Genomic DNA, 16,369 nt, shown 5'->3' with positions numbered 1-16,369 from the left:
TCCAAGCATCGCTTTGTACCAGCGTCGAACGCATCCACCAAACGATTCGTGCCCGTATCGCGCCCCATTACTGTGTGATTTGCATCACATGACCATTCTTACCCTTGCGCTCGCCTCTGAACAGTGGGTTTAGCGTGCGGCTAGAGTGCAGCTGTGGTCACGCAAATCACCGAGGGTACAGCTTTTGACAAGCACGGTCGGCCTTTTCGGCGACGCAACCCCCAGCCCGCCATCGTCGTGGTGATTCTTCTCGCAGTGGCCACCGGCGTGATCTGGACGATCGCCCTGACGCGGCCCGCCAAGGTGCACGAGGCCGCGGTGTGCAATCCCCCGCCGCAGGCGACCGGTTCGGCGCCGGCCCAGCTGGGTGAGCAGGTATCGCGCAGCGCCATGATGGATGTCACGCCCGCCAAGCTCGCCGACACCAAAGTCCGCGTCCTCAACGCCAGCGGGCGGGGCGGGCAGGCCGGCGACGTTGCCGGGGCCATGAAGGACCTCGGCTTCGCGCAACCGACCGCCGCCAATGACCCGCTTTATGCGGGCACCCGACTCACCTGCCAGGGCCAGATCCGGTTCGGCACCGCCGGACAGGCCACCGCGGCCGCCGTGTGGCTGGTGGCGCCGTGCACCGAACTCTTCAACGACAACCGCGCCGACGACTCCGTCGACCTGTCCCTGGGCACCGACTTCAGCGCGCTGGCGCACAACGACGACATCGACGCCGTGCTCGCCACCCTGCGTCCCGGCGCCACCGAGCCCTCAGATCCCACGCTGCTGGCCAAGATTCACGCCAGCAGCTGCTGACGCGGGCGGTCAGTCCAGAATCGGATCCAGGCCGTTGAACCGCTCGAGGACGGCCAGCAGCTCGTCGGCGATTCCGGGCGCGGCGGCCAGCGCCAAACCGGCCCCGCCCACCCCGGGTGCGGGCAGCACCACCCGGGCCCCCGCCTCCGCGGCGATCAGCCCACCCGCGGCGCGGTCCCACACCTGCAGGCCGTGCTCGTAGTAGGCATCGAGACGGCCCGAGGCGACCATGCACAGATCCAGTGCGGCCGAGCCGATGCGACGGACATCGCGGACCACCGGCAACAGGCGCGCCAACAGCGCCGCCTGCGCCGCGCGGCGCTGCCGCGAATAGCCGAATCCGGTGCCCAGCAACGCCATCGACAAATCGTCGACGGCGGAACTCTGCAACGGCTGCGTGCCCTCGTCGTCGGTGACATGCGCGCCCAGGCCGAGGGCCGCCGAGTACACCCGGCGCCCGACCACGTCGGCGACGGCCCCGGCCACCGACTCGCCGTTGACCTGAGCGCCGACCGACACGGCGTAGGCGGGGATGCCATAGACGAAATTCACCGTGCCGTCGATGGGATCGAGGACCCAGGTGACCGATCCGGCCGGCGTGGCCGCCGGGTCGGTGGGGCCGCCGCCTTCCTCGCCGAGAATTGGTTCCCCGGGCCGTAATTCGGCCAACCGGTCGCGCAACAGCCGCTCCGTTTCGGTGTCGACCACGGTCACCGGATCGGTCGGGGTGCTCTTCGATCGCACCGCGCCACCGTCCTGGGCGTTCGGGCTGCCCGCGTCGGCGCCGAAAACCTCTGCCCGCCGACGCCTCACGAATGCGGCGGCCTCCGCGGCCAAGGTTTCGGCGACCGAGCGCAGCCCTGCGAGCTCGTCATCGGAAGGGGTCACGGCTCTATCGCATCACAGTCGCCACGGCCGCGTAGACGCCGCGGGCGACACCGTCGCGGCGCTAAGGTGGGCGGACAGCCCAGTCACGCGCAGGAGATTCGATGACCAGCACCGACTCGACCACGGACACGCCCGGCATCGCCGCCGGTGACGGCACGCCACAGCGGCGCGGGTTCGGCATCGACGTCGGTGGCAGTGGCATCAAGGGCGGCATCGTCGACATGGACACCGGGCAGTTGATCGGTGAGCGGGTCAAGCTGCTGACTCCGCAGCCCGCGACGCCCTCGGCGGTGGCCAAGACCATCGCCCAGGTGGTCAACGCGTTCGAGTGGACCGGCCCGCTCGGGGTGACCTATCCCGGGGTCGTCACGCACGGCGTCGTGCAGACGGCGGCCAACGTGGACAAGGCGTGGATCGGCACCAACGCGCGCGACATCATCAGCGCCGAGCTGGACGGTCAGGACGTCATCGTCCTCAACGACGCCGACGCGGCGGGGCTGGCCGAGGAGCATTACGGGGCGGGCAAGGGCCAGTCGGGCCTGGTGGTGTTGCTGACGTTCGGCACCGGGATCGGCTCCGCGGTGATTCACAACGGGACGCTGATCCCGAACACCGAGTTCGGCCATCTCGAGGTCGGGGGCAAGGAGGCCGAGCAGCGCGCGGCGTCCTCGGTGAAGGAGAAGAACGACTGGTCCTACGAAAAGTGGGCCAAGCAGGTGACCAGGGTGCTGGTCAGCATCGAGAATGCGGTATGGCCGGATCTGTTCATCGCCGGCGGCGGAATCAGCCGCAAGGCCGACAAATGGCTGCCGCTGCTGACGAACCGCACCCCGGTGGTGGCCGCGGCCCTGCTCAACACCGCCGGGATCGTCGGCGCGGCCATGGCCGCCACCTCGGACGTGACCCACTGATTTGCCCGGCAGAGCCGTAGGACCCACGCACTGTCGTTACAATGGTCCTCGGCGAACGCCCAACCGATAGCGTGCGACCAGTCACGCTGATACCAACGCCGACATCGACATAGCAGACACTTTCGGTTAACCATGCCCACTACCCACCGAAGGTGAGCCCAAACGAAGGGGTGTAAGTGGCAGCGACCAAAGCAAGCCCGGCAACGGATGGGCCGGTGAAACGCACCGCCACGAAGTCTTCGTCCTCCCCCGCCAAACGGCCGGCGGCCAAGGCCGCGAACGGCTCAGCACCCGCGAAGCGCGCCGCCAAGGCCGCATCGCCGTCCACCAAGTCCGAGGCCGACGCCGCCGAGCCCAAAAAGGGCCGCGCCGCGGCCAAGGGCTCCGACGCCAAGGCGCCGACGGCGCGTGGAGCCAAGGCGGCCAAGGGCGGCCCGGCCGATTCTGAGGCCCTCGATTCCGACGGTGCCGTCGAGGATCTGGACGCCGAACCCGACCTCGAGGGTGAGCCCGGCGACGACATCGAGATCGACACCGACCTCAGCCTCGACGACCTCGAGGACGACGTGGCGTCCGCGGGCGACGACCCCGACGAGGGCGAGGGCGAAGAGTCCGACGAGGCCGACGGCGAGGCAGAGGCCGCGGCCAAGCCCGCCAAAGCCGGCGCGCCCGCCGCGGAGGACGAGGAGGAGATCGCCGAACCCAGCGAAAAGGACAAGGCCTCCGGCGATTTCGTCTGGGACGAGGACGAGTCCGAGGCGCTGCGCCAGGCCCGCAAGGACGCCGAGCTCACCGCCTCCGCCGACTCGGTTCGCGCCTACCTCAAGCAGATCGGTAAGGTCGCGCTGCTCAACGCAGAGGAAGAGGTCGAGCTGGCGAAGCGGATCGAGGCCGGCCTGTACGCCACGCAGCTGATGACCGAGCTGACCGAGCGCGGCGACAAACTGCCCGCCGCGCAGCGCCGCGACATGATGTGGATCTGCCGCGACGGCGACCGCGCGAAGAACCATCTGCTCGAAGCCAACCTGCGTCTGGTGGTGTCGCTGGCCAAGCGCTACACCGGCCGCGGCATGGCGTTCCTGGACCTCATCCAGGAGGGCAACCTGGGCCTGATCCGCGCGGTCGAGAAGTTCGACTACACCAAGGGCTACAAGTTCTCCACCTACGCGACGTGGTGGATCCGCCAGGCCATCACCCGCGCCATGGCCGACCAGGCCCGCACCATCCGCATCCCGGTGCACATGGTCGAGGTCATCAACAAGCTGGGCCGTATCCAGCGCGAGCTGCTGCAGGACCTGGGCCGCGAGCCCACGCCCGAAGAGCTGGCCAAGGAAATGGACATCACGCCCGAAAAGGTGCTGGAGATCCAGCAATACGCCCGCGAGCCGATCTCGCTGGACCAGACCATCGGCGACGAGGGCGACAGCCAGCTGGGTGACTTCATCGAGGACAGCGAGGCCGTGGTGGCCGTCGACGCGGTGTCCTTCACGTTGCTTCAGGATCAGCTGCAGTCGGTGCTGGAAACCCTGTCGGAGCGCGAGGCCGGCGTGGTACGGCTGCGCTTCGGCCTCACCGACGGCCAGCCCCGCACCCTGGACGAAATCGGACAGGTTTACGGCGTGACCCGCGAACGCATCCGTCAGATCGAGTCCAAGACGATGTCGAAGCTGCGCCACCCCAGCCGCTCCCAGGTGTTGCGCGACTACCTCGACTAGGCGAAATTCGGCCATTCACCTCAGAACGGTTGGCGTGCAGGCGTTTTCGATGCACGCCGTGGGACGGTAAGTCAAACAAGCTCGGCCGTCGGGAAATTCGGCTGCGCCGCCGGCGCCGTCGTCGTACCGTGACACCCATGTCCGCGGACCGCACCCTCGTCTCGTCAGAATCCGCCTACGAGTCGGTGGTCGGTTATTCGCGCGCGGTGCGGATAGGTCCGCATGTGTCGGTGGCCGGGACAACCGGAGTCGGGCCGCCCGGCGACATCGCCGCTCAGACACGAGATGCTCTGCGCCGCATCGAGATTGCGTTGCATGAGGCGGGCGCCGCGCTCACCGACGTGGTGCGCACCCGCATCTACGTCACCGACATCTCGCGCTGGCGCGAGGTGGGAGCGGCGCACGAGCGTGTCTTCGGTGCGATACGCCCCGCGGCCACCATGGTCGAAGTCTCGGCGCTGATCGCACCCGAGCTGCTGGTGGAGATCGAAGCCGACGCCTACGTCGACTCCCCGGCCTCGTCGCCGGCGAGCGGCGGAAAGGTGCCGTCGTCGGCCGGCGGGTAGGCGGTGACCCGGACCACAGCGGCCACCGGCAGCGGGCCGTACAGATGCGGGAACAACATCGACGCCGGATCGGTTGCTACCCCCGGCTCCCACCGCACCGGCGCGGTCAGCCGGGCCGGGTCGAGGTGCAACAGGACCAGGTCGCGCCGCCCGCGGTAGAGCCGGTTGGCCGGCAGGTGAACCTGCTCGGGGGCCGACAGATGAATGAAGGCCGCACCGCCGGCGTTTGGGTGGATGCCGCCCTGCTCACGGGCCTGCGCCCACCGCTCGGTTCCGCACAGATGCACCAGGAAGTCGGGAACGAAGGTCACAACTTCGACCCTAGAGACCGCCTAAACCAAACCTGACCAGGCCGTGAGAAACGACACACCCGATAACGATCGGGGAACAAGGCGAAAACGCCATACGTCTGAGAAAGTGAATGTACGAGAACGGAGAAGCCATGAATGCAACTCTGACGAGTCCCGAACTAACCAGAGCCGACCGCTGCGACCGCTGCGGTGCGGCAGCTCGAGTACGCGCCAAGCTGCCTTCCGGACTAGAGCTTCTCTTCTGCCAGCATCACGCGAACGAGCACGAGGCGAAGCTGACCGAGCTGGACGCCGTGCTGGAGTTCAGCGAAAGCTAACCCGGCGCCGAACTCGCCCATCGCCAATGTGGGCGGTGCGAGCAATCTTCGGTAATGCTGGACGGGTATGAGCGAGCAGGTCGCAAAACCGTCGCGCCACCACATTTGGCGAATCACTCGGAGGACTCTTTCCAAGAGTTGGGACGACTCGATTTTCTCGGAGTCGGCCCAGGCCGGTTTTTGGTCGGCGTTGTCCCTGCCGCCGCTGCTGCTCGGGCTGCTGGGCACCTTGGCCTATGTGGCGCCGCTGTTCGGCCCCGACATGCTGCCCAGCATCCTGCGCCAGCTGATCTCGACGGCGCACAGCGTGTTCTCCCGCAGCGTGGTCAACGAGATCATCGAGCCGACGGTGCGCGACATCGCCAACCACGCCCGCGGCGAGGTGGTATCGCTGGGTTTCATCATCTCGTTGTGGGCGGGGTCGTCGGCCATCTCGTCGTTCGTCGACTCCGTGGTGGAGGCGCACGACCAAACGCCGTTGCGCCATCCGGTGCGCCAGCGGCTCTTCGCGCTGTTCCTCTACGTGGTGGGGCTGGTGTTCGTGGTGGCGACGGCGCCGCTGGTGGTCCTGGGGCCGCGCAAGGTGGGTGAGCACATTCCGGTCAGCCTGGCCAACGTGCTGCGCTACGGCTACTACCCCGCGCTGATCCTCGTCCTGCTGTTCGGGGTGGTGATCCTGTACCGCGTGTCGTTGCCCGAGCCGCTGCCGACGCATCGGCTGATCTTCGGCGCGGCGCTGGCCACCGCGGTGTTCGTGATCGCCACCCTGGGCCTGCGGATCTACCTGCAGTGGATCACCAGTACGGGCTACACCTACGGCGCGCTGTCCACACCGATCGCATTCCTGCTGTTCTCGTTCTTCGGGGGCTTCGCGATCATGATCGGCGCCGAACTCAACGCCGCCATCCAGGAGGAATTCCCCGCGCCCCGCACGCATGCGCACCGGCTGCGCAGATGGCTGCTGTCGCGCTCGCCCGCGCTGGCGAAGGCGGCGGACACGCTGTCCAATCCCGTGACGACGAATCCCATCACCGCGCAACGCGACGTTGCAACGGTCGAACCGCCGGGCTGATCAGCCCTTCTTCATGCGGTCGTAGATCTGCTTGCAGTCCGGGCAGACCGGTGAGCCCGGCTTGGCCGCCTTGGTGACGGGAAAGACCTCGCCGCACAAAGCCACGACGTGGTTGCCCATCACCGCGCTCTCGGCGATCTTGTCCTTCTTGACGTAATGAAAGTACTTAGGGGTGTCGCTGCCGGTCCCGTCGTCGACGCGTTCGTCGGTCTCGGTGCGTTCGATCGTTTGGGTCTGCATACCTGACATTGTGCACTGCCCAGCGGCCCCGAAACCGCCCGAGCCGGAATCCGTTAGTTGTGGGACAGTGGAGAAATGAAGCACGGCTCCGACCCGGGTTTCGACGGCAGGTTCGATGACTTTGACGGCAACAAAGGCCGGCCAGTGCTCATCACCGCCGCCGCGACCTCGTACGAGGAGCAGCACCGGGCCCGGGTCCGTAAATACCTGACCCTGATGGCCTTCCGGATTCCGGCGCTCATCCTGGCCGCGGTCGCCTACGGCGCGTGGCACAACGGCCTGATCTCCCTGGCGATCGTGGCGCTGTCGATCCCGTTGCCCTGGATGGCCGTGCTGATCGCCAACGATCGGCCGCCGCGCAGTGCCGACGAGCCGCGCCGGTTCGACAGTGCCCGGCAGCGCACCCCGCTGTTCCCCCGGGCCGAACATCCCGCGATCGAGGCCCCGCGACAGCCGCAGCCGGAGTGGCCTCCCGGCGCGCGCGGCGGAATGGATCACGGCTAGCCGCCGTTGCGGGCGATGGTGCCGCCGCCGGAGACTTCTCAGGACATTCTCAGGTCGGCGGGACATTTCTGCACGTCAAGACGTGTGAGATGGGGAATCGCTGGGAACTCTCAGAGCTGATCTGTCGTTGAAATGCATGACAGAACAAAGCCGAACGGGAGGTCGCTATGGCGAACGCCAGCACGAGCAGATTTGACGGCGATCTGGATGCTCAAAGCCCCGCAGCGGACCTGGTGCGCGTATATCTGAACGGGATCGGTAAGACGGCACTGCTGAACGCTGCCGGCGAGGTCGAACTTGCCAAGCGCATCGAAGCCGGGCTTTACGCCGAACATCTGCTTGCGACGCGTAAGCGCCTCGGGGAGAACCGTAAACGCGATCTGGAGACCGTGGTGCGTGATGGTCAGGCCGCGCGCCGCCACCTGCTGGAAGCGAACCTGCGTCTGGTGGTTTCGCTGGCCAAGCGGTACACGGGTCGGGGCATGCCACTGCTGGACCTGATCCAGGAGGGCAACCTCGGACTGATCCGCGCGATGGAAAAGTTCGACTACACAAAGGGATTCAAGTTCTCGACCTACGCGACGTGGTGGATCCGTCAGGCCATCACACGCGGCATGGCCGACCAGAGCCGCACCATCCGGCTGCCCGTGCACCTGGTGGAGCAGGTCAACAAGCTGGCGCGGATCAAGCGCGAGATGCACCAGAACCTGGGACGCGAGGCCACCGACGAGGAACTGGCCGCCGAGTCCGGCATCCCGGTCGAAAAGATCAACGACCTGCTCGAGCACAGCCGCGACCCGGTAAGTCTGGACATGCCGGTCGGCTCCGAGGAAGAAGCCCCGCTGGGCGACTTCATCGAGGACGCCGAGGCGATGTCGGCCGAGAACGCCGTGATCGCCGAGCTGCTGCACACCGACATCCGCAGCGTGCTGGCCACCCTGGACGAGCGTGAGCACCAGGTGATCCGGTTGCGATTCGGCCTGGACGACGGCCAGCCCCGCACCCTGGACCAGATCGGCAAGCTGTTCGGCCTGTCCCGCGAGCGGGTCCGCCAGATCGAGCGCGACGTGATGTCGAAACTCCGCAACGGCGAGCGTGCCGACCGGCTACGGTCGTACGCGAGCTAACACCTCACTCAAGCTAGGTAGCAAGACGGTATGCCCGCCGCGTCAGCGGCGGGCATACTGCTTGCCTGGGAGGCGTTACAACCATTCGCGCAGCTGGGCAAGTAGACTCAGCGTCGACGGAGGGTGCTGAATGAACGACCTGGTTGACACCACCGAGATGTACTTGCGGACCATCTACGATCTCGAAGAAGAGGGCGTGACGCCCCTGCGTGCCCGAATCGCCGAGCGCCTCGATCAGAGCGGGCCGACTGTCAGCCAAACCGTTTCGCGCATGGAGCGGGACGGTTTACTCCACGTGGCCGGCGACCGCCACCTCGAGCTCACCGACAAGGGCCGCGCGCTGGCCATTTCCGTGATGCGCAAGCATCGCCTCGCCGAACGGCTGCTGGTCGACGTCATCGGGTTGCCCTGGGAAGAGGTCCACGCCGAGGCGTGCCGCTGGGAGCACGTGATGAGCGAGGACGTCGAGCGGCGGCTGGTGAAGGTGCTCAACAACCCGACCACCTCGCCCTTCGGCAACCCGATCCCCGGGCTGCTGGACCTGGGCGTGGGCCCGGAGTCCTGGTCGGAGGACGGCCCTTTGGTCCGGCTGACCGAGCTGCCCGCCGGCGCCCCGGTGGCCGTGGTGGTGCGGCAGTTGACCGAACACGTCCAGGGCGACATCGACCTGATCTCTCGCCTGAAGGACGCCGGCGTCGTCCCCAACGCACGCGTCACCGTGGAGACCAGCTCCGCCGGGGTGACTATCGTCATTCCGGGCCACGAGAACGTCACCCTGCCGCACGAGATGGCGCACGCGGTCAAGGTCGAGAAGGTCTGACGCGAGCCCGTTCCCACCCGCCTATCCCGCCCTGCGGCCGAACGGCCTTCGCGGTGGTAGCCGCACACCGAACCGCTCGGCCAGCCGGTACCCGGTGAGCGCCAGGTCCCGGATGTCCTCGGGCCGCAGACCCGATTGCAGAGCGGTGTCCAGCATGCCCGCCATCCGATGCCCGGGCTCGCAGCGCAGCGCTGCCTCCAGCGACACCCCGGCCAGCGGCCCGTCGCCCCGCGCGTAGGCGCTGAACGCGAGCAACACCAGCGCCTCTGCCCGCCAGGGCGCGGGCAGGGTGCGAGCCAGTAGCGCCCACAACGACTCCGCCTCATCGGCGCGCTCACCGACCGCCAGTGCGTACAGGATGTCGCGCACCTGCGCGTCGCTGAGCGCGCAGCCCAGCTTGGCCAGCTGGGCCGTGGTCAGCGCCTGGCCCGCGGCAACTCGGGACGCGGCCGCCATCGCGTGCTTCACGTCGGCGCGGGCGCAGCGAGCCGGATCCGCCCGGTGGGCGGCCCGGCGCCTGGCCTCCTGCCGTTCGATCACGGCGGTCAATTTCGCGCTGCGCGCCATGTCCTCAACCGCGATGAGAGCCTGCAGGTCGGCCCGGCGCGCGTACAGCCGCCTGCCGTCGAGCACCGCCGCGGCCGCCAACGGTGACGCCGACGGGTCGTCGACGAGCCCGCTCGAACCGCAACCGTCCACGCAGTGCCAGCGCCCACCCAGGGCAACCCGGTCGACCACGTGTGCGGCCCATAGCTCGATGTCGTGCTCGGACAACGACTTTGCGAGCGCGTCGCACACCAGCCGGTAATCCTCGTTGCAGCATGGGCAGTGCGCCCCCTCCGCGTCGACGATCACCGCGATCGCGGCGTCGGGCCGGGCCGCGGCGGCGACCTCCGCGAGGTGTCCGACCCGCGCGGCGAGCTCAGCGGAGAGGTCGACCCGCATCACCGCGCCGAGGTCGCCACCCTCCAAAGACACCAGTACCAATGAATTTTCGGGAACGAAGCCGAGAACGGCTGGCAGCGCGGCGATGAGTGCGCCGGGTCGGTTCAGTTTGAAGTCGGGTCGATGCGTGGTCATGGGCACCACGCTGACGGGCCCCACCGTCAGCCGGTGCGCACGAGAACGGGTGCCGCGGCCGACCTGTGCATGAACCCAGCACTGTGCGTTGTGCTGCCTTACTGTTTAAGCCATGAGTTCGGCGCAAGAGTACGACATGGTGGTCATCGGGTCCGGGCCCGGCGGACAGAAGGCCGCCATCGCCTCGGCCAAGCTCGGTAAGTCGGTCGCCGTCGTCGAACGCGGCCAGATGCTCGGCGGCGTGTGCGTCCAGACCGGCACCATCCCGTCAAAGACGTTGCGCGAGGCGGTCCTCTACCTCACCGGGATGAGCCAGCGCGAACTCTACGGCGCGAGCTACCGCGTCAAGGAGAAGATCACCCCGGCCGATCTGCTGGCCCGCACCCAGCACGTGATCGGCAAGGAGGTCGACGTGGTGCGCAGCCAGCTGATGCGCAACCGCATCGACCTGTTGATCGGCCACGGCCGTTTCGTCGACCCGCACACCATCGAGGTCGAAGACCCGTCGCGGCGCGAAAAGATAACCATCAGTGGCAAATACGTCGTCATCGCCACGGGTACCCGCCCGGCGCGGCCCTCCGGCGTCGAGTTCGACGAACACCGCGTGCTCGACTCCGACGGCATTCTCGATCTCAAGTCGCTGCCTGCCTCGATGGTGGTGGTCGGCGCCGGCGTCATCGGCATCGAGTACGCCTCGATGTTCGCCGCGCTGGGCACCAAGGTCACCGTCGTGGAAAAGCGCAACGACATGCTCGACTTCTGCGACCCCGAGGTCGTCGAGGCGCTGAAGTTCCACCTGCGCGACCTGGCGGTGACGTTCCGGTTCGGCGAGGAGGTGACCGCGGTCGACGTCGGGTCGGCGGGCACCGTCACCACCCTGGCCAGCGGCAAGCAGATTCCCGCCGAGACGGTGATGTATTCGGCAGGGCGGCAGGGCCAGACCGATCACCTCGATCTGCACAACGCCGAGCTGGAAGCCGACAACCGCGGGCGGATCTTTGTCGACGACAATTTCCAGACCAAGGTGCCCCATATCTATGCCGTCGGCGACGTGATCGGCTTCCCCGCGCTGGCCGCGACGTCGATGGAGCAGGGCCGGCTGGCCGCCTACCACGCGTTCGGGGAAGCGTGCGACGGCATTACCGAGCTGCAGCCGATCGGCATCTACTCCATCCCCGAGGTCTCCTACGTCGGAGCCACCGAGGTCGAGCTGACGAAGAACGCGATCCCCTACGAGGTCGGCGTGGCCAGGTACCGGGAACTGGCCCGCGGCCAGATCGCCGGCGACTCCTACGGCATGCTCAAGCTGCTGGTGTCCACCGAGGACCTCAAGGTGCTCGGCGTGCACATCTTCGGCACCAGCGCCACCGAGATGGTGCACATCGGGCAGGCCGTGATGGGCTGCGGCGGCACGGTGGAGTACCTGGTGGACGCGGTGTTCAACTACCCAACGTTCTCCGAGGCCTACAAGGTGGCGGCGCTGGACGTGATGAACAAAGTCCGGGCGCTCAACCAGTTCCGCCACTAACCCGATTGTGGCGACCCGCTGCGCCCGGCTCCGCCGCGCTGGCGATCGCCACTAGCAGGCGTCTTGGAGGTCGCCCGAGACCGGATCGCCGGGCCCGCCGGCCTCGGCACGGATCAGCAGCTCCGCGGTGTGCGCGTCGAACGGTGCCGAATACGACATGTTCGCGGCGCATCCGCCCCGCTCGAGACCGCCGATCAGGCCGATGAGCGTGGTGCCGCTGACCCAGGGCGCGCCGCTGGTGCCGTCCACCATCCCTTCGCACGCCAATGCGGGGAAGCCGGTGTCGGTGACCGACGTGTTGGCCTGACACCCGATGGGCGAGCCGCCCACGCCCGCGGGATAGCCCAGCACGGTGACGCGGCTGCCCGGCGGAGGCGTCACACCCAGCGTCAGCGCCAGGCCGACCCGGGACTCGACGGGAGCGCCGGATTCGTTGCTGACCCGCGCGATCGCGTAGTCGGCGTGCGGGTCCTTGCTGGCCGTCCAGCGTGGATCGAGATAGACCGCGTCGGCCTTCCACACATCGGCGGGGCCGGGTGCGGCGTCCCCGGCGAAACCGGGAACGAAGGTGATCAGCGAGGCTCCAGCCAGGCAGTGCGCGGCGGTCATGATCAGGTTGCCGCCCGTCGAATGCACCACCGATCCGGTGCAGACGTGCAGCGGCCCGCCGTCGATGAAGATCGCGCCGATGCGCCGGTCCGGCTCGACCGGGCCCGCGACGGCCTTCTGCTCGGGCTGGCTGAGCCGCTGCACCGGGCCACCGACGCGCGGAGCGGACACCGGAGCACCCGTCACCTGCTCGATGGGACGGTGACACGACGTCAACGACGTCGCCACCCCCACCACCGAGCACAGCATCAGGATCCGAATGCGCATCGCCTTCATCATGCCTGACCGGCCGCCGGCAAGCCGACTTCCATGCGTCGCGGTGCGCCACCGCGGTGGCCGGCGCACCCGGTGCGGTGATCCCGGATTACGCCCGGGAGTCATCGCGTTTCAGCTAACAGCGTGGGCACGAAATTTGCTGATAGATATTGGTGCCGCCTGATTCGGGGGACACTTGGTAGGGCACCCTGAAGAGATTGCCGAGAGGAGGCGATCGGAGATGGCTCACCATCAAGACCCAGGTGATCAGTACCAGCCGGGGCAGGCTGGCATGTACGAGCTCGAGCTGCCGGCGCCGCAGTTGTCGACGTCCGACGGCCGCGGTCCCGTACTGGTGCATGCCCTCGAGGGGTTTTCCGACGCCGGTCATGCCATCAAGCTGGCGGCCACGCATCTCAAGGCGGTGCTGGACACCGAGCTGGTCGCGTCCTTCGCGATCGACGAATTGCTGGACTACCGCTCGCGGCGCCCGCTGATGACGTTCAAGACCGACCACTTCACGCACTACGAGGATCCCGAGCTGAGCCTGTACGCGATGCGCGACACGGTCGGCACGCCGTTCCTGTTGCTGTCCGGCATGGAACCGGACCTCAAGTGGGAGCGCTTCATCACCGCGGTGCGGCTGCTGGCCGAGCGCCTCGGCGTGCGCCAGACCATCGGCCTGGGCACCGTCCCGATGGCTGTCCCGCACACCCGGCCGACCACCATGACCGCGCACTCGAACAACCCCGAGCTGATCGCTAACTTCCAGCCGTGGATCTCGGAGATCCAAGTCCCGGGCAGCGCGTCCAACCTTTTGGAGTACCGAATGGGCCAGCACGGCCATGAGGTCGTCGGGTATACCGTGCACGTCCCGCACTACCTCACGCAGACCGATTACCCCGCCGCCGCGCAGGCGCTGCTCGAGCAAGTCGCCAAGACCGCGTCGCTGGAGCTGCCGCTGACGGCGCTGACGGAGGCGGCCGAGGTGATTCGGGCCAAGATCGACGAGCAGGTCGAAGCGAGCGCGGAGGTCGCTCAAGTGGTGGCCGCGCTTGAGCGCCAGTACGATGCCTTCATCGACGCTCAGGAGAACAGATCGTTACTAGCTCGCGACGAGGATCTGCCTAGCGGCGACGAGCTAGGCGCAGAGTTTGAGCGATTTCTGGCCCAGCAGGCGGAGAAGAAGTTCGACGACGACGATCATGCCTGACCGACTAAGCAACAGTCCCTAGCCACACCGCCCCTACCCCGGCCCGACACCAAGGTTGGCGATATGACCGAGCGGAAGCGCAAAAACACGCTCCGCCCGGTGCGTGAAGTGACCGCACCCAAACTCGAGTTCCGCACCATCCACGGCTACAAGCGGGCCTACCGCATCGCCGGCTCCGGGCCGGCGATCCTGCTGATCCACGGCATCGGCGACAACTCCACCACGTGGAACACCGTGCAGGCCAAGCTCGCCCAGCGTTTCACGGTGATCGCCCCGGATCTGCTGGGCCACGGGCGATCCGACAAGCCACGCGCCGACTACTCGATCGCGGCCTATGCGAACGGGATGCGTGACCTGCTCAGCGTGCTCGACATCGAGCGGGTCACCCTCATCGGTCACTCGCTGGGCGGCGGCGTGGCCATGCAATTCGCGTACCAATTCCCGCATTTGGTGGAACGGCTGATTTTGGTCGGTGCCGGCGGCGTGACCAAGGACGTCAACTTCGTTCTGCGCTGGGCCTCGCTGCCGATGGGCAGCGAGGCGATCGCCCTGCTGCGGTTGCCGCTGGTGCTGCCCGCGGTTCAGCTCATGGGACGCGTCCTGGGTATGGCGTTGGGTAGCAGCGGGCTGGGCCGCGACCTGCCCAACGTACTGCGGATCCTCGACGATTTGCCCGAACCGACGGCGTCCGCGGCATTCAGCCGGACGCTGCGCGCGGTGGTGGACTGGCGCGGACAAATCGTCACCATGCTCGACCGCTGCTATTTGACCGAGGCCATCCCGGTACAGATCGTCTGGGGCACAAAGGATGTGGTGGTTCCGGTCCGGCACGCGTGGATGGCGCATGCCGCGATGCCCGGCTCCCGCCTCGAAATCTTCGAAGGCTCGGGCCACTTCCCCTTTCACGACGACCCGGCACGCTTCATCGACGTCGTCGAGCGCTTCATCGACTCCACCGATCCCGCCGAATACGACCAGGCCAACCTTCGCGGGTTGCTGCGCACCGGCGGCGGCGAGCGGGCCGTCTCGGGCCCCGCTCCCACTCGCGTCGCCGTGCTGAACGCCATGGGATCCGACGAGCGCAGCGCCACCTGATCACCTCGATCGGGGCAACCGGCTTCGGCGACGTACAGTCGGGCCATGGGGATCGACGTGACGGCGTTGCGGGTGTTCACCGATTCGGACGGCAACTTCGGTAACCCCCTGGGCGTGGTGGACGCCCGCCAGGTCGAGCCGGCGCTCCGACAGCGGCTCGCGACCCAATTGGGCTACAGCGAGACGGTTTTCGTCGACCTGCCGCGGGCCGGCTCCGCCACCGCGCACGCCACCATTTACACGCCGCGAACCGAACTGCCGTTCGCCGGACACCCGACCGTCGGGGCGGCGTGGTGGCTGCGCGAGGTCGGTTCGCCGATCAACACGCTGCAGGTGCCGGCCGGGCTCGTGCAGGTAGGTTACGACGAACACCGCGCCAGCATCAACGCCCGCGCACAGTGGGCACCCGACTTCGCCCTGCACGAATTCGCTTCGCCCGACGAGGTTCTCGCCGCCGACCCGGCGGACTTTCCCGACGATGCCTCCCACTACCTGTGGGCTTGGGCCGACCGCGCGGCCGGGTCGCTGCGGGTGCGCATGTTCGCCGCCAACCTCGGTGTGGTCGAGGACGAGGCGACCGGTTCGGCGGCGATGCGGATCACCGATTACCTGAGCCAGAGCCTGCGGATCACCCAGGGCAGGGGCTCGGTCATCGACACGACGTGGAGCGCCGAAGGCTGGGTCCGGGTGGCCGGGCGGGTCGTCAATGACGGTGTGAGACACCTGGACTGACGGGGTGGCACGCCCTCGCGAGGGCTCAGCGCTGCCGGTGCAGCACCGCGGCGAGGTGGTCCTGCAACGGTTGCCCGACCGCACCCATCTGCACCGTGTAGGAGAGCTCGTCGCCGTCCACGCGGAAGGAACGACCCAGCGCCGTCACCTCTTTGGCGCTGGGAGTCAACCCGACGGTCGTGGTCGACATCTGCATTTCGATGCGATCACCGGTGACCGAGTAGGTGCCGACCTCGATTTCGGTGATGCCGCTGGGGTGCGCCAGAACCAGTTCGACGTGGCCCGGCTGGGGCACCCGAAGGTAGCCGGTTTCGGCGTGCAACGGCTTGCCGTCGGCTACCGCCTTGGTTTTCTGCCCGTACGCCAGAAACGGTTTGCCGACATGGGAGAACACGACTTCTTCGAGGTAGTCGAAGGGCGGGATCGTCGGATACTTACCCGCGCCCTGGCCGGACCAGGTCCCAAGCAGCGGGGCCAGCGCCGCGAGGTCGGGATGCAAGTCAGTGGGCATGGAACCGAGCCTAGCCCGGTGACGATGCGGGCCCGACGGCCCGCTGAGGAGCCGGGCAATTCTGACCTAGC

Annotated in this window: 19 protein-coding genes; 13 read left to right on the top strand and 6 right to left on the bottom strand. The window is 67.6% G+C overall.

What is annotated here, in order from left to right; translation table 11 throughout:
- Positions 1-153 precede the first annotated feature (153 nt).
- The gene (cei, locus tag A5688_RS19665; RefSeq protein ID WP_067839899.1) at positions 154-804 is read left to right on the top strand and encodes an envelope integrity protein Cei; all 651 of its coding nucleotides are present in this window, start codon (positions 154-156) and stop codon (positions 802-804) included.
- Between the two features lie 9 nt (positions 805-813).
- Here the strand turns inward: cei and A5688_RS19660 are convergent, their stop codons facing one another.
- Positions 814-1,692, bottom strand: a complete 879-nt coding sequence (locus tag A5688_RS19660) for an inositol monophosphatase family protein (protein WP_067913022.1) — start codon at positions 1,690-1,692, stop codon at positions 814-816.
- A gap of 101 nt (positions 1,693-1,793) precedes the next feature.
- Between A5688_RS19660 and ppgK the strand changes: the two genes are divergently transcribed.
- The 3 genes from ppgK (at position 1,794) to A5688_RS19645 (ending at position 4,884) form a co-directional block, all read left to right on the top strand.
- Positions 1,794-2,603, top strand: a complete 810-nt coding sequence (gene ppgK / locus A5688_RS19655) for a polyphosphate--glucose phosphotransferase (protein ID WP_067839893.1) — start codon at positions 1,794-1,796, stop codon at positions 2,601-2,603.
- Between the two features lie 176 nt (positions 2,604-2,779).
- Entirely contained in the window at positions 2,780-4,318 is a 1,539-nt protein-coding gene (locus A5688_RS19650) for an RNA polymerase sigma factor (RefSeq protein WP_120312568.1), read from the top strand.
- A 137-nt stretch (positions 4,319-4,455) separates the two neighbouring features.
- A complete protein-coding gene (locus A5688_RS19645) occupies positions 4,456-4,884 on the top strand; it encodes a RidA family protein (protein WP_067839886.1) in 429 nt (142 codons plus the stop codon).
- Here A5688_RS19645 and A5688_RS19640 read toward each other — a convergent pair.
- Positions 4,818-5,195, bottom strand: coding sequence for a DUF952 domain-containing protein (locus tag A5688_RS19640; protein WP_067913017.1), 378 nt, complete (start codon positions 5,193-5,195; stop codon positions 4,818-4,820). The genes A5688_RS19645 and A5688_RS19640 overlap by 67 nt on opposite strands.
- A 131-nt stretch (positions 5,196-5,326) precedes the next feature.
- Between A5688_RS19640 and A5688_RS27005 the strand changes: the two genes are divergently transcribed.
- A complete protein-coding gene (locus A5688_RS27005; RefSeq protein ID WP_007774888.1) occupies positions 5,327-5,512 on the top strand; it encodes a DUF7455 domain-containing protein in 186 nt (61 codons plus the stop codon).
- A gap of 67 nt (positions 5,513-5,579) precedes the next feature.
- Positions 5,580-6,584 carry a YihY/virulence factor BrkB family protein gene (locus A5688_RS19635; protein ID WP_067839880.1) on the top strand — a complete coding sequence of 335 codons (1,005 nt, stop codon included), beginning with the start codon at positions 5,580-5,582 and terminating at the stop codon, positions 6,582-6,584.
- Here A5688_RS19635 and A5688_RS19630 read toward each other — a convergent pair whose 3' ends face one another.
- Positions 6,585-6,824: a DUF3039 domain-containing protein gene (locus A5688_RS19630; RefSeq protein WP_064879665.1), complete on the bottom strand. Its 240-nt coding sequence runs from the start codon at positions 6,822-6,824 to the stop codon at positions 6,585-6,587. It lies immediately after the preceding gene.
- 57 nt (positions 6,825-6,881) lie between these two features.
- Here A5688_RS19630 and A5688_RS19625 point away from each other — a divergent pair, with 57 nt between their 5' ends.
- The 3 genes from A5688_RS19625 to A5688_RS19615 all read left to right on the top strand — a co-directional run bounded on the left by A5688_RS19625 (position 6,882) and on the right by A5688_RS19615 (position 9,275).
- Positions 6,882-7,328, top strand: coding sequence for a DUF3099 domain-containing protein (locus A5688_RS19625; protein WP_120312304.1), 447 nt, complete (start codon positions 6,882-6,884; stop codon positions 7,326-7,328).
- A gap of 167 nt (positions 7,329-7,495) precedes the next feature.
- The gene (gene sigB / locus A5688_RS19620; protein WP_067839874.1) at positions 7,496-8,455 is read left to right on the top strand and encodes a sigma-70 family RNA polymerase sigma factor SigB; all 960 of its coding nucleotides are present in this window, start codon (positions 7,496-7,498) and stop codon (positions 8,453-8,455) included.
- Between the two features lie 130 nt (positions 8,456-8,585).
- Positions 8,586-9,275 (top strand): metal-dependent transcriptional regulator, encoded by a 690-nt coding sequence (locus tag A5688_RS19615; RefSeq protein ID WP_067839871.1) that lies wholly within the window; start codon positions 8,586-8,588, stop codon positions 9,273-9,275.
- 21 nt (positions 9,276-9,296) lie between these two features.
- Here A5688_RS19615 and A5688_RS19610 read toward each other — a convergent pair whose 3' ends face one another.
- Positions 9,297-10,355 carry a DUF4192 domain-containing protein gene (locus A5688_RS19610; protein ID WP_067839868.1) on the bottom strand — a complete coding sequence of 353 codons (1,059 nt, stop codon included), beginning with the start codon at positions 10,353-10,355 and terminating at the stop codon, positions 9,297-9,299.
- Between the two features lie 112 nt (positions 10,356-10,467).
- Between A5688_RS19610 and sthA the strand changes: the two genes are divergently transcribed.
- Positions 10,468-11,883, top strand: a complete 1,416-nt coding sequence (sthA, locus tag A5688_RS19605; protein WP_067839865.1) for a Si-specific NAD(P)(+) transhydrogenase — start codon at positions 10,468-10,470, stop codon at positions 11,881-11,883.
- Positions 11,884-11,934: 51 nt separating this feature from the next.
- Here sthA and A5688_RS19600 read toward each other — a convergent pair whose 3' ends face one another.
- A complete protein-coding gene (locus tag A5688_RS19600; protein WP_067913013.1) occupies positions 11,935-12,771 on the bottom strand; it encodes a trypsin-like serine peptidase in 837 nt (278 codons plus the stop codon).
- A 217-nt stretch (positions 12,772-12,988) separates the two neighbouring features.
- Here A5688_RS19600 and A5688_RS19595 point away from each other — a divergent pair, with 217 nt between their 5' ends.
- The 3 genes from A5688_RS19595 to A5688_RS19585 all read left to right on the top strand — a co-directional run bounded on the left by A5688_RS19595 (position 12,989) and on the right by A5688_RS19585 (position 15,787).
- Positions 12,989-13,960 (top strand): proteasome assembly chaperone family protein, encoded by a 972-nt coding sequence (locus A5688_RS19595; RefSeq protein ID WP_067839860.1) that lies wholly within the window; start codon positions 12,989-12,991, stop codon positions 13,958-13,960.
- A gap of 63 nt (positions 13,961-14,023) precedes the next feature.
- Positions 14,024-15,055 carry an alpha/beta fold hydrolase gene (locus A5688_RS19590; protein WP_067913010.1) on the top strand — a complete coding sequence of 344 codons (1,032 nt, stop codon included), beginning with the start codon at positions 14,024-14,026 and terminating at the stop codon, positions 15,053-15,055.
- A 45-nt stretch (positions 15,056-15,100) separates the two neighbouring features.
- Entirely contained in the window at positions 15,101-15,787 is a 687-nt protein-coding gene (locus tag A5688_RS19585; protein WP_067839854.1) for a PhzF family phenazine biosynthesis protein, read from the top strand.
- Between the two features lie 25 nt (positions 15,788-15,812).
- Here the strand turns inward: A5688_RS19585 and A5688_RS19580 are convergent, their stop codons facing one another.
- On the bottom strand, positions 15,813-16,298 hold the full coding sequence (locus A5688_RS19580) for a peroxynitrite isomerase (protein ID WP_067839851.1): 486 nt from the start codon (positions 16,296-16,298) through the stop codon (positions 15,813-15,815).
- Positions 16,299-16,369: the final 71 nt, after the last annotated feature.

The sequence above is a fragment of the Mycobacterium mantenii genome, assembly GCF_001667865.1.
Lineage (GTDB): Bacteria > Actinomycetota > Actinomycetes > Mycobacteriales > Mycobacteriaceae > Mycobacterium > Mycobacterium mantenii_A.
The sequence above is the reverse complement of the archived record's forward strand: the minus strand, read 5'-3'. Positions and strand labels throughout refer to the sequence as shown.